At 36.8% G+C, this 24,376-nt stretch carries 28 protein-coding genes and 1 other annotated feature; of the genes, 17 read left to right on the top strand and 11 right to left on the bottom strand.

All coding sequences use genetic code 11. The features are described 5' to 3' along the window. Positions 1–93 precede the first annotated feature (93 nt). Positions 94–1,083, bottom strand: coding sequence for a tryptophan--tRNA ligase (gene trpS, locus ACOZBY_RS03800; RefSeq protein WP_012292953.1), 990 nt, complete (start codon positions 1,081–1,083; stop codon positions 94–96). A 61-nt stretch (positions 1,084–1,144) separates the two neighbouring features. Then, positions 1,145–1,370, bottom strand: a binding site (T-box leader). A 487-nt stretch (positions 1,371–1,857) separates the two neighbouring features. Between trpS and spxA the strand changes: the two genes are divergently transcribed. The 4 genes from spxA (at position 1,858) to pepF (ending at position 6,529) form a co-directional block, all read left to right on the top strand. Continuing rightward, positions 1,858–2,253, top strand: coding sequence for a transcriptional regulator SpxA (spxA, locus tag ACOZBY_RS03795; protein ID WP_025116803.1), 396 nt, complete (start codon positions 1,858–1,860; stop codon positions 2,251–2,253). A 435-nt stretch (positions 2,254–2,688) separates the two neighbouring features. Beyond that, on the top strand, positions 2,689–3,357 hold the full coding sequence (mecA, locus tag ACOZBY_RS03790; RefSeq protein ID WP_008181512.1) for an adaptor protein MecA: 669 nt from the start codon (positions 2,689–2,691) through the stop codon (positions 3,355–3,357). Positions 3,358–3,536: 179 nt separating this feature from the next. After that, positions 3,537–4,658: a competence protein CoiA gene (locus ACOZBY_RS03785; RefSeq protein WP_099805003.1), complete on the top strand. Its 1,122-nt coding sequence runs from the start codon at positions 3,537–3,539 to the stop codon at positions 4,656–4,658. Between the two features lie 53 nt (positions 4,659–4,711). After that, on the top strand, positions 4,712–6,529 hold the full coding sequence (gene pepF / locus ACOZBY_RS03780; RefSeq protein WP_012292957.1) for an oligoendopeptidase F: 1,818 nt from the start codon (positions 4,712–4,714) through the stop codon (positions 6,527–6,529). Positions 6,530–6,914: 385 nt separating this feature from the next. Here pepF and ACOZBY_RS03775 read toward each other — a convergent pair whose 3' ends face one another. The 4 genes from ACOZBY_RS03775 to ACOZBY_RS03760 all read right to left on the bottom strand — a co-directional run bounded on the left by ACOZBY_RS03775 (position 6,915) and on the right by ACOZBY_RS03760 (position 9,727). Further along, complete coding sequence (locus ACOZBY_RS03775; RefSeq protein ID WP_012292958.1) at positions 6,915–7,724, bottom strand: DsbA family protein; 810 nt, start codon at positions 7,722–7,724, stop codon at positions 6,915–6,917. Next, positions 7,717–8,124: a globin gene (locus ACOZBY_RS03770; protein ID WP_031418760.1), complete on the bottom strand. Its 408-nt coding sequence runs from the start codon at positions 8,122–8,124 to the stop codon at positions 7,717–7,719. Before ACOZBY_RS03770 ends, ACOZBY_RS03775 begins: the two co-directional genes overlap by 8 nt. A gap of 219 nt (positions 8,125–8,343) precedes the next feature. Continuing rightward, positions 8,344–9,111 carry a lytic transglycosylase domain-containing protein gene (locus tag ACOZBY_RS03765; protein WP_031418761.1) on the bottom strand — a complete coding sequence of 256 codons (768 nt, stop codon included), beginning with the start codon at positions 9,109–9,111 and terminating at the stop codon, positions 8,344–8,346. A gap of 28 nt (positions 9,112–9,139) precedes the next feature. Then, entirely contained in the window at positions 9,140–9,727 is a 588-nt protein-coding gene (locus ACOZBY_RS03760) for a CYTH domain-containing protein (protein WP_012292961.1), read from the bottom strand. Positions 9,728–9,854: 127 nt separating this feature from the next. Here ACOZBY_RS03760 and ACOZBY_RS03755 point away from each other — a divergent pair, with 127 nt between their 5' ends. The 6 genes from ACOZBY_RS03755 to ACOZBY_RS03730 all read left to right on the top strand — a co-directional run bounded on the left by ACOZBY_RS03755 (position 9,855) and on the right by ACOZBY_RS03730 (position 14,783). Further along, positions 9,855–10,238 carry a hypothetical protein gene (locus tag ACOZBY_RS03755; RefSeq protein ID WP_012292962.1) on the top strand — a complete coding sequence of 128 codons (384 nt, stop codon included), beginning with the start codon at positions 9,855–9,857 and terminating at the stop codon, positions 10,236–10,238. Positions 10,239–10,291: 53 nt separating this feature from the next. Beyond that, a complete protein-coding gene (locus ACOZBY_RS03750) occupies positions 10,292–10,957 on the top strand; it encodes a GTP pyrophosphokinase (RefSeq protein WP_012292963.1) in 666 nt (221 codons plus the stop codon). A 2-nt stretch (positions 10,958–10,959) separates the two neighbouring features. Next, a complete protein-coding gene (locus tag ACOZBY_RS03745) occupies positions 10,960–11,754 on the top strand; it encodes an NAD kinase (protein ID WP_031418763.1) in 795 nt (264 codons plus the stop codon). Further along, positions 11,729–12,664, top strand: a complete 936-nt coding sequence (locus tag ACOZBY_RS03740) for an RluA family pseudouridine synthase (RefSeq protein ID WP_031418765.1) — start codon at positions 11,729–11,731, stop codon at positions 12,662–12,664. The genes ACOZBY_RS03745 and ACOZBY_RS03740 overlap by 26 nt, the downstream gene beginning before the upstream one ends. A gap of 290 nt (positions 12,665–12,954) precedes the next feature. After that, positions 12,955–14,331, top strand: coding sequence for a magnesium transporter (mgtE, locus tag ACOZBY_RS03735; protein WP_012292967.1), 1,377 nt, complete (start codon positions 12,955–12,957; stop codon positions 14,329–14,331). 53 nt (positions 14,332–14,384) lie between these two features. Further along, entirely contained in the window at positions 14,385–14,783 is a 399-nt protein-coding gene (locus tag ACOZBY_RS03730) for a hypothetical protein (protein WP_230584342.1), read from the top strand. 64 nt (positions 14,784–14,847) lie between these two features. On the opposite strand, the gene ACOZBY_RS03725 is transcribed toward ACOZBY_RS03730, so the two are convergent. Beyond that, positions 14,848–15,372 (bottom strand): CotY/CotZ family spore coat protein, encoded by a 525-nt coding sequence (locus ACOZBY_RS03725; protein ID WP_008174263.1) that lies wholly within the window; start codon positions 15,370–15,372, stop codon positions 14,848–14,850. A 125-nt stretch (positions 15,373–15,497) separates the two neighbouring features. On the opposite strand from ACOZBY_RS03725, the gene ACOZBY_RS03720 reads away from it, so the two are divergent. The 6 genes from ACOZBY_RS03720 (at position 15,498) to ACOZBY_RS03695 (ending at position 18,356) form a co-directional block, all read left to right on the top strand. Then, positions 15,498–15,902: a YhcN/YlaJ family sporulation lipoprotein gene (locus ACOZBY_RS03720; RefSeq protein WP_227256903.1), complete on the top strand. Its 405-nt coding sequence runs from the start codon at positions 15,498–15,500 to the stop codon at positions 15,900–15,902. Beyond that, positions 15,903–16,358: a stage V sporulation protein AC gene (gene spoVAC / locus ACOZBY_RS03715; RefSeq protein ID WP_012292970.1), complete on the top strand. Its 456-nt coding sequence runs from the start codon at positions 15,903–15,905 to the stop codon at positions 16,356–16,358. Beyond that, positions 16,352–17,347, top strand: coding sequence for a stage V sporulation protein AD (locus ACOZBY_RS03710; RefSeq protein ID WP_012292971.1), 996 nt, complete (start codon positions 16,352–16,354; stop codon positions 17,345–17,347). The genes spoVAC and ACOZBY_RS03710 overlap by 7 nt, the downstream gene beginning before the upstream one ends. 16 nt (positions 17,348–17,363) lie before the next feature. Further along, positions 17,364–17,723, top strand: a complete 360-nt coding sequence (gene spoVAE, locus ACOZBY_RS03705) for a stage V sporulation protein AE (RefSeq protein WP_008174255.1) — start codon at positions 17,364–17,366, stop codon at positions 17,721–17,723. Between the two features lie 65 nt (positions 17,724–17,788). Beyond that, positions 17,789–17,971 (top strand): YjcZ family sporulation protein, encoded by a 183-nt coding sequence (locus tag ACOZBY_RS03700; RefSeq protein ID WP_012292972.1) that lies wholly within the window; start codon positions 17,789–17,791, stop codon positions 17,969–17,971. Between the two features lie 136 nt (positions 17,972–18,107). Further along, complete coding sequence (locus ACOZBY_RS03695; RefSeq protein ID WP_008174251.1) at positions 18,108–18,356, top strand: stage VI sporulation protein F; 249 nt, start codon at positions 18,108–18,110, stop codon at positions 18,354–18,356. Between the two features lie 119 nt (positions 18,357–18,475). On the opposite strand, the gene ACOZBY_RS03690 is transcribed toward ACOZBY_RS03695, so the two are convergent. The 3 genes from ACOZBY_RS03690 to ACOZBY_RS03680 all read right to left on the bottom strand — a co-directional run bounded on the left by ACOZBY_RS03690 (position 18,476) and on the right by ACOZBY_RS03680 (position 20,224). Next, complete coding sequence (locus ACOZBY_RS03690; protein ID WP_012292974.1) at positions 18,476–18,904, bottom strand: GNAT family N-acetyltransferase; 429 nt, start codon at positions 18,902–18,904, stop codon at positions 18,476–18,478. Positions 18,905–18,907: 3 nt separating this feature from the next. Further along, positions 18,908–19,423 carry a YjcG family protein gene (locus tag ACOZBY_RS03685; protein WP_422761523.1) on the bottom strand — a complete coding sequence of 172 codons (516 nt, stop codon included), beginning with the start codon at positions 19,421–19,423 and terminating at the stop codon, positions 18,908–18,910. Positions 19,424–19,504: 81 nt separating this feature from the next. Next, positions 19,505–20,224 (bottom strand): alpha/beta hydrolase, encoded by a 720-nt coding sequence (locus tag ACOZBY_RS03680; RefSeq protein WP_422761521.1) that lies wholly within the window; start codon positions 20,222–20,224, stop codon positions 19,505–19,507. 112 nt (positions 20,225–20,336) lie between these two features. Between ACOZBY_RS03680 and ACOZBY_RS03675 the strand changes: the two genes are divergently transcribed. Next, positions 20,337–20,918, top strand: a complete 582-nt coding sequence (locus tag ACOZBY_RS03675) for a phosphatidylglycerophosphatase A family protein (protein ID WP_008174245.1) — start codon at positions 20,337–20,339, stop codon at positions 20,916–20,918. Positions 20,919–21,053: 135 nt separating this feature from the next. On the opposite strand, the gene ACOZBY_RS03670 is transcribed toward ACOZBY_RS03675, so the two are convergent. Together ACOZBY_RS03670 and ACOZBY_RS03665 are read right to left on the bottom strand one after the other, a co-directional pair. After that, positions 21,054–22,865, bottom strand: a complete 1,812-nt coding sequence (locus tag ACOZBY_RS03670) for an ABC transporter substrate-binding protein (RefSeq protein ID WP_012292977.1) — start codon at positions 22,863–22,865, stop codon at positions 21,054–21,056. 12 nt (positions 22,866–22,877) lie between these two features. Continuing rightward, on the bottom strand, positions 22,878–24,374 hold the full coding sequence (locus ACOZBY_RS03665; protein ID WP_031418771.1) for an ABC transporter permease: 1,497 nt from the start codon (positions 24,372–24,374) through the stop codon (positions 22,878–22,880). Between the last annotated feature and the right edge of the window lie 2 nt (positions 24,375–24,376).

The following is a 24,376-nucleotide window of genomic DNA, read 5'->3' as shown; positions in this document are numbered from 1 at the left end:
CAGAATTTTATATGGCGGTTGGAGCATGTATCATCATATGCGCTGTCGTTCTTGATATAGGCTTTGATCGAACGTCAGATAGACTATAAATGATTAGCGACGTGCACGACCGAGACCCATTGCCTCTTCCATACGTTTTAATGTGGCACTGGCAATTGCATTTGCTTTTTCAGCACCTTCATCAAGGATGACGTCTAATTCAGAGGATTCTACTAAATGATAGAACTTTTCTTGAATTGGCGTTAGGTGGTCAATTACTGCAGTAGCTACGCCTTGCTTGAAGCCGCCATAACCAATGCCTTCATATTTTTTTACTAAGTCAGCAATAGATATACCTGAAATAGCCGATTCAATTGTTAATAAGTTTGAAACGCCTGGTTTATTTTCAACATCAAATGCTACGATACCGTCAGAATCAGTAACAGCTGATTTTATTTTTTTCTCAATATCCTTAGCCGTATCTAGCAACCTAATTGTCGCCTTTGTATTTGGATCAGATTTGCTCATTTTCTTTGTTGGTTCTTGTAGGGATTTTATACGAGCACCAGCTTTTGGTAATTGAATCTCTGGAATTGTTAAAACGTTGCCATAACGTTTATTAAAGCGTTCTGCCAGATCACGCGTTAACTCGATATGTTGTTTCTGATCATCACCAACTGGGACAATATTTGTGTTGTAAAGTAGAATGTCTGCAGCCATCAATGGTGGATATGTTAAAAGGGCAGCAGAGACGCTTTCTTTACCATGAGATTTATCTTTAAATTGTGTCATACGTTCAAGCTCTCCGATAGATGCAACACATTGTAACATCCATCCTGCCTGAGCATGTGCAGGCACCTCTGATTGAATAAATAATGTAGATTTTTTAGGATCGATGCCAGTCGCAATATAAGTAGCAGCTAGTTTACGAATGCTTTCTCGTAATTCTTTTGGATCTTGAGCGACTGTAATAGCATGTTGATCGACGATGCAATAAATAGCATCCCCTTCATCTTGAAGGGCAGGGAATTGCTTGAAGGCTCCTAAATAGTTACCTAAAGTTACAATTCCTGTAGGCTGAACACCTGAAAAGATTGTTGTCATGAAAATTTCCTCCTCGAATTCAAATAAAAAACATCACGCGTCCTCATTAGACTTTTTCTAATGAAGGGACGAATGATGTTTGAATCCGCGGTACCACCCAGCTTGCCTTAACGGCCACTCAGCTTCGTAACGTGAAGGGACGAGCTTTGCTAGTAGTTTACATACCTAAAACGTTCACAAAGCTAACTCGGAAGTCCATTCCATATGCCCCACGATCTGTTTTCACCAGCCACAGACTCTCTAAACGTGTACGTAGCATATGTACTACTCTTCGTCAGCGTTTTTCTCAATTTAAGTTCAAATTGATTTTATTGCATTGAATTATAGTATAAAGATTTCATTGTGTAAAGTCAGACTTTTGGCGGTGTTTTTTTTTGAGAAAAAATTATATGCTTTTTTTGTTGTGTAATTTTGTTATAAAATTAAACTTTTTTATTAAAATTAACTTGTGGTGTACACGTCAAATTGACAATTTTCTCGTTTACTTTAGTTAAATGAGAACAGCTGAGAGTCATAAAAAGATGTTTAAAATGCATGTAAAGTGGGAATAGTAGTAGTAGTTCGGAATGTTGTGAAAAAAGTATATACATTTAAAAGGTATATAAAAAGACAGAAAATTTAGCGAGACACCCATTCTTTTTTTTATTGGAACTATATTCAAAAACAGCAGAGTACTGTATAATGGTACTGTGTATTTTACATTACATTAATTCTAATTTAACACACTGGTTTATAGATATGATTACAAAATGAAAGGATGTGTCAGAAGGAATGATCGTAACTCTATTTACATCACCAAGTTGTACCTCTTGCCGTAAAGCGAAAGCATGGCTTGAGGAGCACGAAATTCCCTATACAGAACGTAATATATTTTCTGAACCACTAAGTATTAGTGAAATTAAAAAAATCTTACGTATGACGGAAGACGGCACAGATGAAATTATTTCTACGCGTTCGAAAATATTCCAAAAATTAAATGTAGATGTGGAAAGTTTACCTTTACAACGTTTATATGAATTAATTCAGGAATATCCTGGTTTATTGCGCCGACCAATTATTCTAGATGAAAAACGTCTACAAGTTGGCTATAACGAAGATGAAATTCGCCGTTTTTTACCTCGAAAAGTTCGAGCATATCAGTTGCAAGAAGCACAAAGAATGGTGAATTAATTTTATCTATTCTGAATAAAATAAGTAGTAGATGTTACAGCTGTGAGATGCATATTGTGACATCTATTTTTTTATGTTTTACTTATGTAAAACCTTCTATATAAAGTATAATAATTAATAGTGGAAAGTCATATATTTCCGTTAAAGTATGTTAAACTTGATTTAAGTTAAATAGTTTACTACAATTTCAATAATTCAAATATCTTCTGTGAAACGGTGTATATCCTTTTCATTTTATGACAGAACAGCATACAATAGTGTTAGAGACAACTGTGAATAAAAAATTTTAATGTTTGCAGTTCCTCGTGTGGTTTTACTGGTGTGGTCAAAGGTTGAAAAACAAATGCAGTATGAAGGTTAAAAAAAAAGAATAAAAGCATACTAATGAAACAAAACTGTTTTTCGACATATGACAGTGAAGGGAGATGAGGTCTAGTGGACATCGAACGTGTAAATGAAAATACACTTAAGCTCTTTATTACGTACAATGATATAGAGGATCGCGGCTATAGTCGTGAAGAAATCTGGTACAATCGAGCAAAGGGTGAACAGCTTTTTTGGGATATGATTGATGAAGTAAATACGGAGGATTATTTTGATGTAGAAGGTCCGATTTGGATTCATATCAATGCATCTGAAGTAGGCTTAGAAATCATTGTCACACGTGCACATATCTTAAAAGACGGTGAAACATTAGATGGTCATTCGAATTTTGATGAACACAAAGAGATGTTTGCACCATTCGATGAAGTTGGGGATGATCTTCTTAGCCAACTAACTCAATTTGGTGACATGGATGAATCAGAATTATTTATGGATACAGACATTTATGTATATAAATTTAAAGATATTGATGAGTTAATCCCTGTTGCAAAGCGAATGACAGACGAATTAGTGGATTCCTCATTATTTAAATATGAAAATTGGTACTATTTAGTGGTTGATTTTGGTAATGCAGATGAAGAGTTAAACCGTCACGATCGAAATGCAGTCATCAAAGAATTTTTAACGCCATCTAATTTTACGATTCATCGTTTAGAGGAGTACGGCGAAAAAATTATGGAATTTAATTGCTTTGAGACAGTTCGAAAATACTTTGCTTAAGCATTTGTTTACTTGATTTTTTAGACTGTAGTGAGACTCGGTAAATTTATCGAGATTCACTACAGTTTTTTTATACGAAATGTTCAATAGTAGCATTTTATAAATTTCAAGAAAAAGCAGCTTTTATTTTGTGATAGCTAATAATGTTTACTATAGTTGGGCTAAAAGGAGCTGATTATATGTTGATTGCCTATAACCATCTTCAGCAGCTTTTTCACCCATATCAATATACGAGAGAAGCATTGCAGAAATATAGGCGCCAGATGACATTTTTTTGTCCTCAATGTCTAGAACCAGTTCATTTAAAAATTGGTTCCTATACTATCCCACATTTTGCACATCATACGCAAAATCAATGTTCAAAGTTCTTTGCAGAAGGTGAATCAAAACTTCATTTACAAGGTAAAATTCAATTGTTTGAATGGCTACAAAAGCTTAGGCTTAAAGTGGAGCTTGAGCCCTATTTAACAGAGCTTTCTCAGCGTCCAGATTTACTTGTTGCTTTTGACAATAACAACTTCGCACTGGAATTTCAATGTAGCCCCATTACTCATGATAAATGGCAAAAACGGACAATAGGCTATGAAACAAATAACATACAACCAATTTGGCTCTTTCTAACTCCTCAAAGGAACGAAGCAATCACTGGTATTAGAAAAATAAGCATTTCCCCATTACTACAAAAGTCATTTATGACCACTTCAACAGGCCTTCCTTATTTAATGACCTTTAATGCCAAAACTGAACAATTTGTTTATTGGACGAATCTCCTCCATGTCCATGGGCATACTTTTATAGGTAAAGTACAAAAAATCTCAATAAAACAACAACGCTTTCCATTTTATATACCAACTTGTATTTCCTTAGAAGAATTTCAACAGTATTGGCAGCTATATAAACGTGCTTGCCAGCAATTTGCAAATAGGCGCCTCCTACAAAGTAAGCAGGGCGTACATGATTCATTTTTACGAAGTTGTTATGAGATGAATTTTTCTATTTCGGCAATGCCCTCTTATATCGGTATTCCCGTAAAAGAAGGGACAGCCATCTCGTTATTTGCGAGTGAATGGCAAACTATGCTGTGGTTTTTTAGTCAACAGTTAGGTTTAGAGCCTTATGATCTAAAAAAACACCATATACAAGATTTTCTAATTCAATATCACTTAAAGTATACAGGACAGGCAGTAAAGGCTGTTCAACAATATAGCCGAATATTGAAAGGAATAAAACAAGATCAGAAACTACAGGATATTTGTGAGCAAGTGTACGCACAATTATTTGCAATTGCCGCAATATACTGAGAAAATATGAGAGTATAGGGAAAAAAGCACATATAAAGGGGGCTGGCATGCACATGGCTAGTAACAGTAATCAAATTTTGGTAAGAAATGAAGTACCGAAAGAATTAACATGGCGATTAGAGGACATTTTTGCATCTGACGCACTTTGGGAAGAGGAGTTTAAGGAAGTTGCAGAACTTGCTAAAAAAGCATCTAGTTTTGCAGGAACTTTAAATAATGGGGCACAGGCATTATTAGCGGCTTTACAGTATCACGACCATATTTATGAACGTGCAATGAAGCTCTACACATATGCTCATATGCGTTACGATCAGGATACGACAAATAGTTTTTATCAAGATATGAATAGCCGTATACAAACATTAGCAACTAGTATTTCTGCGGGGCTATCATTTTTAACGCCAGAAATTTTGGCATTAAATGAGGAAACAATTGAAAGCTATTTAGCTGAAAGTCAAGACCTACAATTATATAAGCAATCTTTAAAAGAGATTACAATGGCACGTCCACATGTCTTACCAGCGGAACAGGAAGCATTACTGGCTCAAATGTCTGAGGTCACTGGCACTGCATCTAATACATTTAGCATGTTAAATAATGCGGATTTGGAGTTCCCTTTTGTAAAAAATGAAGAAGGGGAAGAAGTACAACTTACACATGGTAACTATATTAAGTTTTTAGAGAGCAAAGATCGCTCAGTTCGTGAAGGGGCGTTTAAAGCCATGTACGAAACATATGGCAAGTTTAAAAACACGTTTTCTTCAACACTAACAGGGAATGTGAAGAAACATAATGTGAGCGCTCGTATTCGCCATTATGACTCAGCACGTGAGGCAGCGATGTCTAATAATTTCATTCCTGAAAATGTTTACGATCAATTAGTAGAAACCATCCATAAGCATTTACCTGCAATGCAGCGTTATATTTCGTTACGTAAGAAGCTTTTAGGTGTGGATGAATTGCATATGTGGGATTTATTTGCACCACTTGTAAAAGAAGTAGAAATGAAGGTTACTTACGACGAAGCTAAGGATATTTTAGTGAAGGCTTTAGCACCATTAGGAGAGGAATATCAAAATATCGTACAAAACGGACTAGATAACCGTTGGGTAGATGTTTTAGAGAATAAAGGGAAACGAAGTGGTGCATACTCGTCCGGTGCCTATGGAACAAATCCTTATATCCTAATGAATTGGCAAGATAATGTGAATAATCTATTTACGTTGGCACATGAATTTGGTCATAGTGTTCATAGTTATTATTCAAGAAATAATCAGCCATTTGTTTACGGGGATTATTCTATTTTTGTGGCTGAGGTTGCTTCGACATGTAATGAAGAATTATTAAATGACTATTTACTCAAAACCATTGATGACCCTCAACAAAAAATCTATTTATTAAATCATTGGTTAGACGGTTTCAGAAGTACAGTTTTCAGACAAACAATGTTTGCTGAGTTCGAACATCTAATTCATCAAATGGATAAAAACGGTGAATCTTTGACAGCTGATCGATTGACTGAAGTGTATTATGAACTTAATAAAAAGTACTTCGGTGATGATATGGCTGTGGATGAGGAAATTGGTTTAGAGTGGGCTCGCATTCCGCACTTCTACTATAATTACTATGTTTATCAATATGCGACAGGTAAATCAGCAGCTACAGCATTGAGTAAACAGATTTTAGAGGAGGGTAAACCGGCTGTAGAACGTTATATTAATAACTTCTTAAAAGCAGGTTGCTCGGATTTCCCAATTGAAGTATTAAAGGCAGCAGGTGTTGATATGAACGTTGCGAAGCCAATAGAGGATGCTTGTAAAGTATTTGAAGATCGTTTAAATGAATTAGAAAAATTATTGTTGAATAACTAATTAATGAGGCTATAGGAATATTCCTATAGCCTCATTTTTTTTATAGGTAGCTTTATTTGAAAGGAAAGAATAATGATTTTTTTTGATTTCTAAATACTTTAAAAGAGTGCATCTAGGAAAAATACTGTTTGAAATCGCTTTCTATTTGACAAATTTGTGAATCTAGTATTGGATTCATTGCTAAATATATTATTCCGTGATAGAGTAATTCTTGTGAAATAAATCACAAAACAAACATACACCCCTTTGTTTGAACGTGAACATTTCTCCCATCCCCTTTGTGAAAAAGAAGCGTCTCTATCGGTCGAGGATAGAGGCGTTTCTTTGTTTTTTTATAGTATAAAATAAGGACTCAACTAATGATTAGTTAAGTCCTTAACGTTTATTATTTAAGACGCCATAAAGTAGCGTGAGTTGTCTGGATTCGTTCAATCTTTTGTTGCAGCATACGTTTCTTTAGTTCACGTTCAGCTGCTTGTTCTGTTAATGAATAGATAAATGCTATTTCATTTGTAGAAAGTGTATGGAATTTTGAAAATAAGTCCTCTATTGATGGTAAAGGCTGACGTACCAGCTGTTCATTGAGCATTTCTTGTAAAATATGTTCATAAACTTCATAGGCATAGCTACCACTAACTTTTAGTCCCTCATCTTCAATACATTCATTGAAAAATACAATACTAGGGACTTCGTCAACTTCCATTTCACGTTTAATGTATAAATCACATTGGAAAGCGCGTGCTGCTTCCTTTGAACCGAAGTCAACGGTGAATTCAGTCATATCTAATTGAATATCCTCTGCGATTTTTAAAAGAGTAGCATAGGAGTTTACATCTTGATGGCTTAGTAATACATATTCTTGTAATTTCGATAAATATCGTGCTCCGGCGCGTTTTCCCTGTAATTCGGCCGCTTTAATAGCGATAGAAGGTAATACAGGATGATTAATATCTAGCTCTATGCCTGAGATACAGCCCTTTACACGCTTACTTAAGCAGTTTAAAGAAGTAAGCTCAGTGCTTAAAACAAAACGCCAAGTGAAGTAATGGTTGTATTCAAGCTGTAATTTACGGAGCACAGCTTGCATGCTAAAAGCTTCAGGACAAAGTGGATCCACGAAAATATACAATTCAATAGGCTTATTGGCAGTAGAAATCGTTGGCGTTGGTTCTTGTAGCATTTGAATATTATTCACGTAACAATTCCCCCTCATCGTCATTAGGCGTATTAACCATGTGATGAGCTGTTAATACTAAACGTTGATAATAAGTTTCACGGAACTTTCCTTCCAAACCTACTTCATCCATAGCTTCTGACATACATTCCAGCCAAGCCTGTGCGCGGTCTGGTGTAATTGGAAAATTCATATGACGTGCACGCATCATTGGATGTCCATGTTCTTCAGTAAAGAGATTAGGTCCACCTAAATACTGTGTTTGAAATTGAATTTGCTTACGGGCTGTCTCTGTCAAATCCTTTGGAAAGATTGGAATAAGATCAGGATGCTGAGCAACTCTTTTATAGAACGCATGAATAAGCTCTGCCAGTTTTTCAGCCCCCAGCTCCTCATAAGGAACAGTGTATTTTCGACTCATAGGTTATATGCTCCTTTAATTCTTTATATCGTAAAGTACCATTTATATACTCCGTCATCAGTAAAATGTGAATTTCTTGTGACTACCTTCATTCTATCAACGTCTTTTCGTTTTCACAAATAAAGAGCTCTTTCGAATTGTTGTTCGCTATAAAAGCACAAATTTCACCACAGCGGGTGAAATTTGTTGGAAAAAAGATAGATAGTAGGAATAATGCGATTACACTGTGAAGTAATTCATCACTTTTTTGACATAATTCTGTGTTTCTTTGAAAGGAGGAATGCCTCCATATTTTGTGACACGAGAAGCGCCTGCATTATAGGCAGCTAATGCTAGTGTAGGATCATTATCAAACTTATCTAGCATTTGACGCAAATACTTTGCCCCAGCCATAATATTTTGTTCTGGATCAAAAGCATTCGTAACCCCTAGATACTGTGCTGTGCGAGGCATTAATTGCATCAAGCCTTGCGCGCCTGCATGACTAACAACGGATGGATTAAAATTGGATTCCTGCTTAATGACGGCTGCAATAAGTTTTTCAGGCACACCATATGTAGCTGATGCTTTTTCGATAATAGCAGCATATTGATCTGCTCCTGCCAAAGAGTTTGCATAGGCAGTTGAGCCAATTACATGATCAGAAACATAGGAGTCGAGTTTTGTATTCCCATAAGAGGTTGCTAATGCCTGCTTAACAGAATCAGGAATGTACACAGCATTAGAACCTTTGTATAACAATGATTCAAGTGTAGCTTCTGATGTATTAGCCAACTGATTGAAGATATCAGCGTTTGCTGTGCCTCCACCTAGTAGGCTCGATAATGTGGCATTGCTAGCAGTTGAAGCATCTCCCAATAATTCATTCATCATGTCAGAAAAAATAGATTGATTGTCTGTTAAAGCGTTTGTAGATGAACCATCTGTCGAACCAAGTGTTTGTAATGCTTGAATCTCCATTAAAGATCTTAGTGATTGAATATCCAAGAGGTTAGTCACCTTTCTTTTTAAACTATTATGAATTTTGCTGCTGTAAAGCCTTCATGAAGCGGGCGATTTTCTTATCAGTTTCTTGCTTTTGAATACCATGTTGTTGTAAAAATTCGTCGAAGATTGCTTTCCCTTTTATGGCATCTTTTGCTTCATATTCTACCTCATAATCGTCGCACTGCAAATAGTAAGAATGGTCAAAAACAAGAAGCCCCTCTTTATACGGAATTTCGACACGATCTGTAGTAAGCGAACCAAACACACGTAATTGGTCTAAAGGAATGCTATGAATGGCAAGTTTTTTGGCGACTTCTTGAGCGAAAAAGCCTTCGCCCTTCAGCATTTTCTGAGCTTGAGCCGCTGTTAATTGATCTGTAGTTTCAAGGTGGGCATGCTCAGTATTTTTTTCTTTAAGTGTACATTCATAATATTCACCAATTTGTCTAATACGCAATCCACTTTGTAGCTTGCGAATAGCCTGAGTAGCTGTGTCGAAATAATGATTTGTTTGACGATGAATAGCATTTTTATGAATGTGGAAATCTTGTAACAGTTGCTCGTATTGATGTTTAGTTAGGAGATTTTTAAACTCGATTTCAATTTCTTGTGTCATATTTATTCACCTATTTATTTTTTTATTTTTCATTCGCTGTTTCGCTTGATTTAACATTTACACACTGCAACTATTTACCCTCTGTGCTAAAATAAGAGGAAGAGTACAACGAAAAGGGGAACCGCACGTGCGTAAAATTTACACAATAGAAACATCGAATTTTGAACAAGATCAACTTCATTTTAGTTTAAACGACAATGAAGTAAATTTACAGTTAAAACCTGCTGGACAACTTATTGCAGATTCAGATGATTTTGCATTTATTTATTTACTGGATGCAGGTGAAGACTATCATTACTTGCGTTTTCCACCGAGTAGTTGGGAGAATCTTGTACATATTTTACAAAAAAAGAAAGATCCAATACTACGAATAAATGATGAAGCAATCGAGCTTATTAATTTCTACGATGAATTGGAAATGCTCGTGTATAATATTGAAGGAAATTACAATTACGGGGCAGAATTTGTCCAAACAGTGGAACAACACTTCAAGGCAATTCTCGCTGAATAGAAAGACAAAACGAACAGACGGTGTTCGATACCGAATGTCGGGAGGTTTTTGTGATGGGACAATGGGAAATATTTTTAAGTCCTTATAAACAAGCAGTAGATGAACTAAAAGTAAAATTAAAGGGCATGCGTTCACAATTTGGTATTGTTAATGCCAATTCACCTATCGAATTTGTAACAGGACGTGTGAAGCCCTTAGCAAGTATATATGATAAAACATTGGAAAAAGGGTTAGCCTTTGAGCCATCTAAACAACTTGGTGATGAACTCGGTGATATTGCCGGTCTTCGAATTATGTGTCAATTTGTGGATGATATTGCTACAGTAACTGAGCTTATCCGTCAACGAAAAGATATGCGTGTAGTGGAAGAACGCGATTATATTACACATAATAAACCAAGTGGTTATCGCTCTTACCATATGATTGTTGAATACCCTGTTGAAACGATTCAGGGCAAAAAGGTAGTGTTAGCCGAAATCCAAATACGAACACTCGCTATGAATTTTTGGGCATCTATTGAGCACTCTTTAAATTATAAATATAAGGGCATGTTCCCAGAGGAAATAAAAAATCGCTTGCAAAGTGCTGCTGAGGCAGCATTTCGCTTGGATGAGGAAATGTCATCTATTCGTAGTGAAATTCAAGAAGCGCAGGCGTATTTCAGCGAATATAAGGAAGCATCGAATCCTAATTTATTATCGGAGAAGGAGCGTGACTAACAATGAAATTTGCGATTCAATCACGTCGAGATGCACAATCCAATGAACTAATGGAGCTAGCTAAAACCTACTTACAGGATTTTGGCTTAACTTATGATGAGGAAGCACCAGAAATCGTTGTCTCTATTGGTGGAGATGGGACACTTTTACATGCCTTTCATCGATATTCTCATTTATTAGATCAAGTGGCATTTGTGGGCATCCATACAGGACATCTAGGTTTTTATGCAGACTGGAAGCCATCTGAATTAGAAAAGTTAGTTTTGTCCATTGCTAAAAAGGATTTTAATGTGGTGGAATATCCACTGTTAGAAGTGAAGGTGGAGCATCATAATGCAGCATCGAATACGTATCTAGCTTTAAACGAGGCAACAGTTAAATCGCCAGATGTAACACTTGTCATGGACGTTGAGCTAAATGGCAATCAATTTGAACGTTTCAGAGGAGATGGTCTTTGTGTGTCAACTCCTTCTGGAAGTACAGCCTACAATAAAGCGCTTGGTGGGGCAATCATTCATCCAACTTTAGCAGCACTTCAAATTACAGAAATCGCATCCATTAATAATCGTGTATTCAGGACAGTTGGTTCTCCATTAATTTTACCCGCTCACCATCATTGTGTATTACGTCCAGTAAATGAACAAAACTTTAATATGACAGTGGACCATTTACAAATTACACAGGGTGATGTAAAGGCAATTGTATTTAACGTGGCTAATGAAAGGGTACGTTTCGCACGTTTCCGTCCATTCCCATTTTGGGAACGTGTGCATGAATCATTCGTTGCAAATGAGTAAGACGGATACTAGATTTACATTGCGCTTTGTGGCTAAGAAAGAGGGTCAATTATTACGAGAAGCCCTACAAGAATGGCGTATATCTAAGCGAGCACTAACTGCTATAAAGTTCAATGGAGGGTTATTGACGGTCAATGGGATTGAACGAAATGTAAGATATGCCCTTCAAGTTGATGATTGTGTAGAAGTGACATTTCCTCCTGAGGAAAAGAGTGAGGGGCTCACGAGCGAACATGGAGATTTGGCTATAGTATATGAAGATGATACAATCTTGGTGTTAAATAAACCGGCTAACCAAAGCACCATCCCCTCACGTGAACACCCAACCAATAGTATTGCCAATCTTGTTTGTGGCTACTTTGAGCAGCAAGGATTAGCATCCACTGCTCATATTATAACGAGACTTGACCGAGATACATCAGGTTTACTCTGTATTGCCAAGCATGCACACATTCATCATTTAACAGGCTTGGCTCAGCGTAATGGTGAGATTTCAAGGAAATATGAGGCAATTGTCCACGGACATGTTCATCAGGATAGCCAATCAATCGTAGCACCAATTGGGCGTAAAGAAACGAGCATTATTGAGCGAGAGGTTCGTGAAGATGGGCAATATGCTCATACAGATGTAACTGTAATACAACGTTTTTACTTAGGGGCTGAACCGATGACACATATAGGGCTTACATTGCATACAGGACGTACACATCAAATTCGTGTACATATGTCGTCGTTAGGTCATCCACTTGTTGGCGATGAGCTTTATGGAGGAAGTCGACTTCATATGGACCGTCAGGCACTACATTGTGTGTCCTTAAATATGACACATCCCTTAACAAGTGAACATTTGCAGTTCACAAGTATGCTTAATGAAGATATGCAAAATTTGCTTAAAGAATCTTCCACTTAAAATCATGATAAGGAGATGTTCGCACAACGGGCATCTCCTTATCATTTTTGATAGTAAATAAAGGGTTCTTTACGCGTTTTTCATCTTCTAAGTACAAATATAAGGTATAGTCAAATAGAAAACATCACGATTTTTAAGAATGGAATTCCATTATATTGAAGCCATACAAATCCTATTGAAAATAAACAAAAAAGGGTTTGCAGAAGGGAATAATACGCTCTATTATATAGAAGGTAGATTTACGGTATTGTCCGTAACAAAGATGGATAGTTCGGAAGGAGGGGACAAGCATGATAGAGGATAGAAATGAAAAGGATGATGTGCAATTTGACGAAGCACATTTACGAGAAATGCTCGAAGCACATAATATTGACGCATTCCGTGATGAGTTTTTAGAACTTCATCCATATGATCAGGCAACGTTTTACGAAAAGGTGGAACCTGACATAAGGAAAATCATCTATTCGTTCTTGTCTCCGACAGAAATGGCTGATATTTTTGAGGCAATCGATATTGAAGATGATGAGTATAAAGCGTATCTAGCTGAAATGGATCCATCTTATGGGGCGGAAATGCTTTCTCATATGTATGCAGATGATGCAGCAGATGTTTTAAATGAACTGGATATGGAGCAACGTGAAAGTTATCTGGAAATGATGGATGAGGAAACGGCTGAGGAAATTAATGAGCTATTAAGCTATGATGAATACACGGCTGGTTCCATTATGACAACTGAATATGTCGCTATTCCAGAAAACTCTACAGTGCGTTCAGCCATGGCAATTTTACGTAAAGAGGCACCAGATGCAGAGACCATTTATTATATATTCGTAGTAGATGAAGAGCACCGCTTGACAGGTGTTATTTCATTAAGAGATTTAATTATTGCTGAAGAGGATACACTTATTCGTTCTATTATGAATGAACGTGTCGTTATGGTACATGTAGGAGATGATCAAGAGGAAGTCGCACATATTATGAAGGATTATAATTTCTTAGCGACACCTGTTATTGATGACAAAGGTGAATTACTTGGGATTATCACAGTCGATGATATTATTGATGTTATGGATGAAGAAGCGTCTGAGGATTACTCTAAGTTAGCCGGTATTTCCGATATGGATAAATTTGATGTCACACCATTCCAAGCTGCTAGAAAACGTTTGCCATGGTTAGTGGTACTACTGTTTTTAGGAATGCTAACAGCAAATTTAATGGGCCAATTTGAAGATACTTTAGATAAGGTTGCCTTATTGGCTGTCTTTATTCCGTTGATTTCAGGAACATCCGGAAATAGTGGAACACAAGCTTTGGCCGTAGCCATTCGTGGTATTGCTACAGGAGATGTAGAAGAACATAGTAAATTCAAATTACTACTACGAGAAGCGGGCACAGGCTTAATGTCAGGAATTGTTTGCGGCTTAATTGTCATTGGTATCGTTTATTTTTGGAAGCAAGAACTAGTACTTGGGATGTTAGTAGGTGCCGCACTTTGTGGCTCGATTTTAGTTGCGACATTAGCAGGCTCTTTTATTCCATTGTTAATGCATCGATTGAAAATAGACCCAGCTGTTGCTTCTGGCCCGTTTATTACAACTTTAAATGATATTACCAGTATTTTAATTTATTTAGGTTTAGCAACGGTTTTCTTAAGTCAAATAGGCTAAGAACCAAATTACTTTCCTTCGCATATTGTATGGAAAAAGGGGAAGTGAGTATTGTGGATCAAGAACCACGCTTGTTTATAAAATCACCATCATATTTTTTAAATATTTCTAAGGTGTTGCATGAACTTGATTTGGATGAAAGTACATCTGTATACGTAAAGGACCATACTTATGTAGAGGAAACAGTTGAAGAGGAAGACGTTGTAAAGGATGTGCAGGTAGATCCGTATTTACTAAAACAACTTCAATTTTTAGAGAAACCATTTCGTCAGCGCGCCTATCAGCCACTTTTAGTTTGTTTAAAAGATGGTAGAAAATTAACGGGCTCTGCTTCAGATGTACAAAATGATTCTTTAATGCTTACCTCACTCGAATTAAAAACACAGGAAATCATTTATTTTGAAGATATAAAACAAGTACTATGGCGTGGCAGACAATTACCAACATTATAAAAAAAGTGTACAGCAGAGGATGCTGTACACTTTTTTTATGTGTGTGTGTCAAAGGTGAAAGAAATTAGTCACAAATCCCTAAGTCAACATCAGCGATACATTGTACAGCACAGAAGCAAGATAAGTCTACAGTAATACAGCTATCTGTTGAGTTCCAATCATCCACTTTACAGATTTTTTTCATATTTACGCAACAGCCGTCACGACTTAATAAATCTACTGTACTTTCGCTAGAATCGAATGTACATAGAGGCTCTAAAACACGTAAAGTCGCACAACACTCATCAAACATATCTTCAACGCGGAAGAATACGGATGTACAAATACAAGGATCTGCAGTTGGGGAATTAAAGAATGCTTTGAAAGGAGTACCGTCTTTTGTAATTAACATAAATACACGTGTATCTGCTTGAGAGCGTGCAGGACTAACAATCCCGCCTAGTGGTTCTAAGAAACAGTTAGCTGTACATGGAGAACACTCATCTCGCACCGCTTGATTTTGAATATCTAAAATAGCGCGAACTACGTCACAAACGCAGCCTGCTGAATGGATTGGTCCAATAGGATTTGTTGGCTTACCACAACCCATATTGTCACCTCCTTTCCTCGTTACTACTTCTACAATATGTACTTTTCAAATTTGGACTCGGGCTATTGTATATATGAATAGTTTTTTTATGTGTGGAGAAACTTTAAAGAAAAGGAGGGTAAAACTTGAGGCTACTTGGAATGACGTTACCTCTCTTAGTCGTTTTATTGCTGTTAAATGGTTGTGCTGAAAAAGAAAAATTTATCGTCTACGGTCCATCTCAGAATGGAAGTGAAGTCGAAGCCCTTATAAAAGAAGAGGACTATGTGGAACGTTCAACCGTTATCCATTATGACGATAGTATGCTTGTTGCAGTACAAATTAAACCATGGGAAAAGTGGAAAAAGACTAAGTTAGAGAAAAAGTTGCAAAAAAAATTTGATGAGAAATATCCAAATAAAGATGTGTTTGTCTCAGCTGATTATAAAATTTTTTATGAAGCCAATAAAATAAAAAAGGATAAGATTGAAGATAATAAATTGAGCGATAAAATTAAAGAACTTAAAGAGCTTGCAAAGGAGAAGACATAAATGGAAAAAGAGCAATATCAGCAATTGGAGCAAAATGTAACACCAAAGCCTCCATATATAAAGAATGTAGCAAAGGCGTTTTTTGTCGGTGGTCTTATTTGTACAATTGGCCAAGCTGTGTCCCTTTTTTATATTATTTTCTTCAATTTTACAGAAGCCACAGCTGGTAATCCAACCGTAGCAACAATGGTATTCTTTGCCATGTTGCTCACAGGGCTTGGTCTATATAAAAGAATTGGCCAATTTGCTGGGGCAGGCTCATCAGTACCAGTAACCGGATTTGGTAATGCTGTAATTTCCGCAGCTATTGAGCATAGATCAGAAGGCTTAGTATTAGGAGTTGGCGGTAATTTATTTAAACTAGCAGGATCAGTGGTTTTATTTGGGGTAGTCGCAGCATTTTTCGTAGCACTTATTAAATATATCTTCGTGGTGATAGGAGTGGTTTCATGGTAATCATTTTTCAATCGAAACCATCCCTATTAGCAGGGGGTGTTGTAGCAGGACCTTTAGAGAACCGGAGTATTTTTAGTCAGTATTTTGATGCTGTTTATGATGATGAGCGTTGGCAAATGAAAACCAATGAACAGGGGCATCGTAAAATGATTGAAGAAGCCTGTGATGCGGCTATGAAGAAAATGAAGGTACAAAGTGGAGATATTGATTATTTAATGGGTGGGGATTTGGTCAATCAAATGACACCGACCAATTTTGCTGCAAGAGATTTGGAAATCCCGTTTATTGGATTGTTTTCTGCATGTGCCACCTCCATTTCTTCTGTCATTATTGCCTGTCTGTTAACAGAGTTAGGTGCTGCTAATTTTTCATTAGCGGGTGCATCAAGTCAGCATAATGCGATAGAACGTCAATTTCGTTATCCTATCAATTACGGTGCACAAAAGCCACAAACTGCTCAATGGACTGTAACAGCAGCTGGCTATGCGCTAATCGGTAAACACCGTGAAGATTATCCCTCTATCGAAGCCGCCACAATTGGAAAGTCTGTTGATTACGGTATGGATGATCCTTTCCATATGGGTGCTGCAATGGCACCAGCTGCCTTTCAAACGATTCAATCTCATTTACAACAACGCAATCAAAAAATTTATCATTACGATTTAATTTTAACGGGCGATTTAGGTCAGCTGGGCTTAAAGCTTTTGAAGGGTATGCTAGTTGAAAATGGTGTGAAAAATGAGGAGCTAACCCTGCTGCGTGATGCAGGCGCTGAGTTTTATGGACAAGATGAATCCTTTCAATCAGGGGCAAGTGGTGCAGGCTGTTCAGCAGCTGTTTTTTTTAGTTACGTTCTCCAACAGATGCGAGCGGGTAGCTATAAGCGTGTATTACTAGTAGCAACTGGGGCATTATTGTCTCCACTATCGTTTCAACAGGGTGAGACGATTCCATGTACGGCGCATGCGATCGAAATTACAATGAAATGAGGCATAAATTATGGTAATGACATTTGTATTTGCATTTATTGTTGGAGGCATTATTTGCGTCATCGGCCAATTATTAATGGATGTCGGTAATTTAACACCGGCTCATACATTAAGTACACTCGTTGTCCTCGGTGCTATATTGGATGGCATGGGGTTATATGAGCCATTAATTAATTTTGCTGGCGCAGGAGCTACCGTACCCATTACCTCTTTTGGTAATTCACTAACACACGGAGCAATGGCTGAGGCAGAAAAGCATGGACTGGTTGGCGTCTTAACAGGAATGTTTAAAGTAACAAGCTCAGGTATCAGTGCTGCTATTGTTTTTGCCTTTATCGGTGCATTAATTTTTAAGCCTAAAGGAAATATCGACTAGACGAATACCCCTCCCATTTCTACAACCAAAACATATTATAGGTTGTAGAAGGGAGGGGTGCTTTTATGGGATATCAAGGCTGGTCCTCACAACCGTATGGAAATAATGTTGGTGGGTGGAACAATAGCTATTGCGGAGGCAATAACTATAGTTATTGTGGAGGCAACAACTCTGGCTATGGTTCAACATTTGTTCTAATCGTTGTTCTATTTATTCTTTTAATTATTGTTGGCGCTACTTACATCTAATTTGATGAACATATTGTAAAGGCTTTAACTCTTATTTAGAGGGTTCACACCTAAATAAAGTTAAGGCCTCCACCATTTGTGAATGCTTCGGGCAAGTCGCAAGGTCAATTTGAGTTTTAATGATAGGAGGGAAAACATGCATCGCTCGTTATTTAATTCAATTGAGCAAAAAACAGGTGTTTCGATGGATGAAATCTTCGCATTAGCCAATGCCATTCAACATGCGGATTTTACAAGTGAAAAACAAGTAAGAAAAATCGTACGACGTGTTGCTAAAATATCTAACAGAACGATTACACAAGAGTTAGAGGATAAATTAGTACAATCTATTATTCAAGATGGAGCATCACTAGATTTCGATAAAATCACTAGAATGATGAAGTAGCGCATGGCATATCTACTTGGCAAAGCAGCTTGTTACGATAGAGTAGATAAATGGTGGCAAGCGAATTTTAGTTTAAAAAAGGGTGTTACGACATTGAACAATATCGTAACACCCTTTCATTAAATTTTTTTCTCCATTGCTCGATGTGGGATACCAGCATCCAAAAATTCTGGAGAAGTTACCGCATAGCCAAGCTTTTCATAAAAGGGAATCGCATGGCTTTGCGCGTGAAGCTTCAATGTTTCTTTAGAGATGGAAATGGCATATTTCTCCATTTCTCTCATTATTAAAGCCCCTAGTTTTTTACCGCGTTGAGATTGTAAAATACAAACCCGTTCAATTTTTGCTGTATTCTTTTCAATACTACGTAAACGAGCTGCTCCTACAGGCTCATCATCATCATACATAATAAAATGCGTTGCAGCTGCATCTTCAGCATCACATTCCAAGTGGAGTGGAACGCCTTGCTCTTCAACAAATACTTTTTTTCGTACAGCAAACGCATCATCATGTTCTTCCTTTGTTTCAACAATCTTAACGTTATACAATCATCACTCAGCTCCAGACAAACGGAATGTTTCGTATGTTGTCCATGAACCATCTTCTAATTGATATAAAAGATGAATGCGATCAATTGTATCCTTTTCATCTACACCAGTCATACGTAATTGACCAAAAATGTCGTCATGCTCGGAATCTGACATTTTTTGAGCGATTGTAATATGAGGTACAAATACATGTTTCGTTTCCCCATAAGAAATATTTTCTTGGATTTCATGTTGGAAAGCAGCTAATTGTTCAGTTGGCTCAATGCGGAAATAAATAGCATTGGTTGTAGGGAAAAACGAACTGATGCGTGATGCATGAATGTTTAAAGGCGCATATTTAGCAGCAAGTTCATCTAATTGCTTAACGATGGTTTGAATTCCTTCTTCAGACGCATCAAAGCTGTCTTTTAACGTCATATGCGGTGTAATCTTCGCGAAATGGGGATCATATCGTTTGCGATACGTGTTCGCTAAATCTTGCAATTTTTTTGATGGAAATGCCACAATACCGTACTTCATAGTCCATTACCTCCCGTAAATAAACAATTTTTCTATTTAAGTATATCAGAAAATCCACTTTTCGTAATTTAATCACTCACATTAATTAAAATTTTCAATTAATGCACGTCGAAGGTCGGGTTTCCAATATTTCCATGTATGATTGCCATCAAACTCGTCATAAAATATAGAAAACCCTTTATGAATCATAAGATCATGGAGCTGACGATTAGGTGTTAAAAAATCCTTCACAGATTTATCCATAGTGACTACTTGATCTTCACCCTTGCCAACTATATGGTAAATAGAAATGGCTGCTGGATCTTTGAAGTTTTCGACAGCCTTCAAAACTTCCTCATCCACGTATGGTGATTGTAGAATAACCTTACCGAAAATACTTGGATACTTTAATGCGGCCATTAAGGAAGCTGTAGCAGCCATCGAATCTCCAATCACTCCGCGACTCATACCCATTTGATACGTGGAAAAATCGTTATCTAAATAAGGTACTAGCTCATGTGCTAAAAAGCGAAGGTAAGCTTCATGCTGCTCACCGCTAGGAATATATTTATGACGTCGATCGTTAATATCTTTGTATGGAACAAATGCAATAATTAAATTTTCGATTTCATAGTCATCAATCAGTTCATCAGCTAGTTTTGTAATACCGCCAAGCTGGAAATAATCTTTACCATCCGATGCGATTAGAATGTTGTATTTATATAGTGGAGAATAATTTGCAGGAACATAAATATAGAGCTGTAATTCTTCCTGTAATGCTTCACTATAGAATGTTAAATCCTGTACTGTTCCCTTATCCAATGATGACACTCCTTCTTGTGTTTGTAACAAAATTGTACCATATTACAAAAGTAAAGGTATAATAGGTTGGGCTAGCACTATACTAGCAATAAAATCGAAATGAGGGGTAGCTATGCATAATAAAAGTATTCGTGTGCACTCTGATGAAGTAGCCAAGGCAGCACATGCTGCGTTAATTCGTAGAGGTGTAGCGATCGAGGATATCGCAAAAATTGTTTACGAAATGCAAAAAACCTATAATGAAGGTTTAACACTGGATCATTGTGTTCATTCGGTTGAGCGTGTACTGCGTAAACGAGAAGTGCAACATGCACTTTTAGTAGGAATTGAATTAGATGAGCTAGCTGAGAAAAAATTATTATCATCACCATTACAGCAAATTATTGAATCTGATGAAGGCTTATTTGGTGTGGATGAAACGATCGCACTAGGATCTGTATTTACATATGGCAGCATTGCAGTAACTACTTTTGGTCATTTAGACAAGCAAAAAATTGGGATTATTAAAAAATTAGATACAGAGCCTGGGCATCACGTTAATACGTTTTTAGATGATTTAGTTGGCAGTATCGCAGCTTCTGCAGCATCTCGCATTGCTCATCGTATGCGTGATTTAGAGGAAGAGGGCGAAACATTTGCAGATATCGAGCCAGAAGAGCTAGGACCAAAACCAAAATCACATAATGAAATATAAAATGAGTTTCTACTATAAAAAAAGAGCCTTTTACAATATGGAGAAGGGTAGACAAAAGCCATTGAGTTTTATTCTCAATGGCTTTTCTCATTTTTATCCTAACTATAAAGAAGACTCATATAACATCACTTTATATTACTTTTTATCGTTATAGGCTTTTAAAAATTCTTTTACTTTTTCGCTATTTGCTTCGAGTTTTAACCCAGTGTCAATTAAAGGAGATACAGTTGATACGGCAGGTTTTTTATTGCCTTGGTAATAGCTAATGAACTCGTCTTGGTTGATGGAGTACAAAATCGCTTTACGTAAATCAGCTGAATCGGAAACTGCACGACCAGATGTATTCATTTGTAAATAAGAAACAGCATTGCTATCGGCTGTATTTAAAGTTAATTTATCGTCTGAATTCACAATATCTAGCTTTGTTTCTGGAACTGTTTGAAGAACATGAATTTCTCCATTCCGTAATGCTGATAAAGCACTATCAACATCAGAGATGAAACGAACATTGATTTTTGAAATTTTTGGTTCATACTCACTACCAGCACGGTATGCAGGGTTTTTCACAAATTGTGCTTCATAATCATTTTTCTTTACTAAAATATAAGGACCACTTGCATAAAGCTGGTTGTTAAAAGTTGCAGAACCTTCAGTTACCGTAGCTTGATCACCATAGGCAATATCTTTGTCAGGGTTATAGTTAGCTACATCATACGTATTTATACTTGTTACTTGTTTTTCAGATACAATACCACCAGATTGGTGTGCTAAATAATTTAACACTTGTGGAAATGGTGTTGGTGTTGTAATTTTAACGACTTGATATGAACCAGAAGCATTGTTAACAGCCCCTTTGTCCTTTGCTAATTGCGCTACAGAGGCAGGGAGATTTTGTGATAATGCTTCGAGAACTGTTTGATCAGAGCCAGATACTTTTTTATTTTGTAATTCAGCTAAATCTGAAACAATCTCTACAGTTTCAATATTTTCATGGATACTATAAGTACGGTGATCTGGTACTGAATTAGCGTCTTTAGCACGGTTTAATGAGAAGACCACATCTTCAGCAGACACTAAATCACCTGTATCAACAGCTGCGCCATCTTTCACTGCTGCGAAATGAATATCGTCGCGTAAAATAAAGTAATAGTCTTGATTGCCTTCTGCCATAACATGGTTATAAGATAATGAACCATCTGAAACAACGTCATCAGTGTCTGTTAAATTAACAAGACGAACATACATATTTGTATTTAATGTATTGATGGAACCATCATTCCCTTTAATCGGATCTAGAGAAGTTAGAGAGTTAATTGTTTGGTGTAAAATTAATGGTTCAGTAGCATTTTTAGCTGAATCATTAAATTCGATTTGTTCCCATACTTGCGCACGAGATTTTGGTAAATGAACTGTTTTAGGGTTTACTAGCTCTGAGTAGATTCCCTGATACTTATTGGAAATATATAAAGGTGCAATATAAGCTTGATCAAATACTAATAATTGCTCTAAATCTTTATATTTAGCCGCTGCTTCTTCTCCAGTTAATGTACTAGCCTCATCGATTAGGGCATCTAATTTTGAATCTGCAACAACACTGTAATCTCCACCAGTTTTAAATAATCCACGAACAGCATAGTCCGGGTTACCGGTTACTGTCGTCCAGCTTGAAAGAGCAAGATCATAGTTGCCTGCTTCTTTTTGGGCAGAGAATGAACCGTAATCTGGTTGAATATTAAGCTTTACATCAAAACCGTTTTTTACTAATTGGTCTCGAACAATATTCATATCTTCTTCAGAAGCTGCCATGCCTAATACTTCAATGGCTACTTTGCCCTTGCTCTTGTCACTATCTTTTGAATCTTTATTTCCTTCTACGTCAGTTTTCGTCTGTACACAGCCAGCTAAAGCTAATACTGCGACGAATAAAAATACAAGTAATTTCTTCATAGGTACCTCCAGTTAATTTGTTTTTGGATCTAAAGCATCTCGTAAGCCATCTCCTAAGAAGTTAAAGGAGAGGACAAGAAGCATAATACAAAGACCTGGGAAAATCGCAACATAAGAATGAGTTTCCAGGTACGTACTACCAACTTTTAAAATATTGCCCCATTCCGGGATGTGAGGTTCAATACCAAGCCCTAAAAAACTTAAACTACTTGTTGAAATAACTGCTCCACCAATTGTTAGTGTTGCTTTGACAATCATAGGTGCTAATGAATTAGGAACAATGTGCTTGAAAATAATAGCCGCATCAGATGCTCCCAAAGCTCTGGCAGATTCAACAAATTCATAATTTGCTAATTGCATGACATTTGCTCGCATGGTACGTGCATAGGTTGGGATTGCCCCCACACTAAGTGCAATAATGAGATTGATCGTGTTAGCACCAAATGCAGCAATAATAGCAATGGCCAACAAAATGCCCGGAATAGCATATAAAATATCTAGGCTTCGCATGATGACATTGTCAGTTGTTTTTCCGTAATAGCCGGAAAATGCCCCTAACGCACCTCCGACTAACGCAGGAATAATCGTTGAGAAAAATCCGACGATTAATGAAATACGTGCCCCAAATACAATACGGGAAAATAAATCTCGCCCATAATTATCTGTGCCTAGAGGATATTCTAATGAAGGTGTTTGCAGCAGAGCACCGTAGTTATTTTCTGTAGCAAAGTCATAGTCAAAGGTCCAAGTGCTTGTGACAGACAATGAAAACATAAAGATAATGAAAAATAACCCGAATACAGCCATCGTATTACGTAAAATCTTTTCCCATATTTTTTGCCACTTTTCAATAGAAGAAGGGTTTGCCCTTCTAGCCTTTTGAATAAGACTATAACCTAGTAATGTAGCAAATAGATTACCAGTGAAAGTAGCCAATAGTAATAAAACACCTGGAATAAGCATCCATCTTGGGGCCGCTGTAGGTGTGACAAACTTAACGCATAAAATGGTCATCACGATATAAATAAGCGCAAGTATGAAGAAAACACCCATCGCCAGTAAAAAGGTATCAGTTACATATGGTTTAAATAAGTTCAATGCTGCAATACCAATGATGAATAATTGTGTAATAAAGGCATAAGCAGCAAACGTATATTCGGCAGTCTTTCTTGTGGACACAAGCATAAACGCAAATGATGTAGAAAAAATATTGCCAGAAAGAACTGTTAATAATAGCGGATAGCCGAAAATACGAGTGTTTCTTTGGATCTCACCAAACTTTGCTAAATCCCTTTTTATTCGTAAATTTACAAAAGCCACATAGATTGTAGTAATGGCATAAATAACAAAGAATAGTAGTACAATGGGTCGCCAGCTATGGGTAGAAAAATTATAGCTATAGGCTAGAAACAATAAAGAAAACAGTAAGGAAAAGACAAAGGTAAAATGAGAATTGACATATTCCTGTGTAATCTTCAAGAGTAGTTTGACATGTAAGATGTTTTTCACAG

Source organism: Lysinibacillus sp. NPDC056220 (assembly GCF_049315265.1).
GTDB classification, from domain to species: domain Bacteria; phylum Bacillota; class Bacilli; order Bacillales_A; family Planococcaceae; genus Lysinibacillus; species Lysinibacillus pinottii.
This window is presented reverse-complemented; position numbering and strand designations above follow the sequence as displayed.

Bases quoted from the DNA above. Each gene is read 5' to 3' on its own strand.
- pepF (WP_012292957.1), top strand. From the start codon at position 4,712: ATGGCTAGTAACAGTAATCAAATTTTGGTAAGAAATGAAGTACCGAAA.
- spoVAC (WP_012292970.1), top strand. From the start codon at position 15,903: ATGGAAAAAGAGCAATATCAGCAATTGGAGCAAAATGTAACACCAAAG.
- ACOZBY_RS03710 (WP_012292971.1), top strand. From the start codon at position 16,352: ATGGTAATCATTTTTCAATCGAAACCATCCCTATTAGCAGGGGGTGTT.
- ACOZBY_RS03695 (WP_008174251.1), top strand. From the start codon at position 18,108: ATGCATCGCTCGTTATTTAATTCAATTGAGCAAAAAACAGGTGTTTCG.
- ACOZBY_RS03740 (WP_031418765.1), top strand. From the start codon at position 11,729: ATGAATCATTCGTTGCAAATGAGTAAGACGGATACTAGATTTACATTG.
- ACOZBY_RS03670 (WP_012292977.1), bottom strand. From the start codon at position 22,865: ATGAAGAAATTACTTGTATTTTTATTCGTCGCAGTATTAGCTTTAGCT.
- mgtE (WP_012292967.1), top strand. From the start codon at position 12,955: ATGATAGAGGATAGAAATGAAAAGGATGATGTGCAATTTGACGAAGCA.
- ACOZBY_RS03760 (WP_012292961.1), bottom strand. From the start codon at position 9,727: ATGACACAAGAAATTGAAATCGAGTTTAAAAATCTCCTAACTAAACAT.
- spoVAE (WP_008174255.1), top strand. From the start codon at position 17,364: ATGACATTTGTATTTGCATTTATTGTTGGAGGCATTATTTGCGTCATC.
- ACOZBY_RS03675 (WP_008174245.1), top strand. From the start codon at position 20,337: ATGCATAATAAAAGTATTCGTGTGCACTCTGATGAAGTAGCCAAGGCA.
- ACOZBY_RS03750 (WP_012292963.1), top strand. From the start codon at position 10,292: ATGGGACAATGGGAAATATTTTTAAGTCCTTATAAACAAGCAGTAGAT.
- ACOZBY_RS03725 (WP_008174263.1), bottom strand. From the start codon at position 15,372: ATGGGTTGTGGTAAGCCAACAAATCCTATTGGACCAATCCATTCAGCA.
- ACOZBY_RS03745 (WP_031418763.1), top strand. From the start codon at position 10,960: ATGAAATTTGCGATTCAATCACGTCGAGATGCACAATCCAATGAACTA.
- ACOZBY_RS03785 (WP_099805003.1), top strand. From the start codon at position 3,537: ATGTTGATTGCCTATAACCATCTTCAGCAGCTTTTTCACCCATATCAA.
- ACOZBY_RS03770 (WP_031418760.1), bottom strand. From the start codon at position 8,124: ATGAGTCGAAAATACACTGTTCCTTATGAGGAGCTGGGGGCTGAAAAA.
- ACOZBY_RS03685 (WP_422761523.1), bottom strand. From the start codon at position 19,423: ATGAAGTACGGTATTGTGGCATTTCCATCAAAAAAATTGCAAGATTTA.
- trpS (WP_012292953.1), bottom strand. From the start codon at position 1,083: ATGACAACAATCTTTTCAGGTGTTCAGCCTACAGGAATTGTAACTTTA.
- ACOZBY_RS03700 (WP_012292972.1), top strand. From the start codon at position 17,789: ATGGGATATCAAGGCTGGTCCTCACAACCGTATGGAAATAATGTTGGT.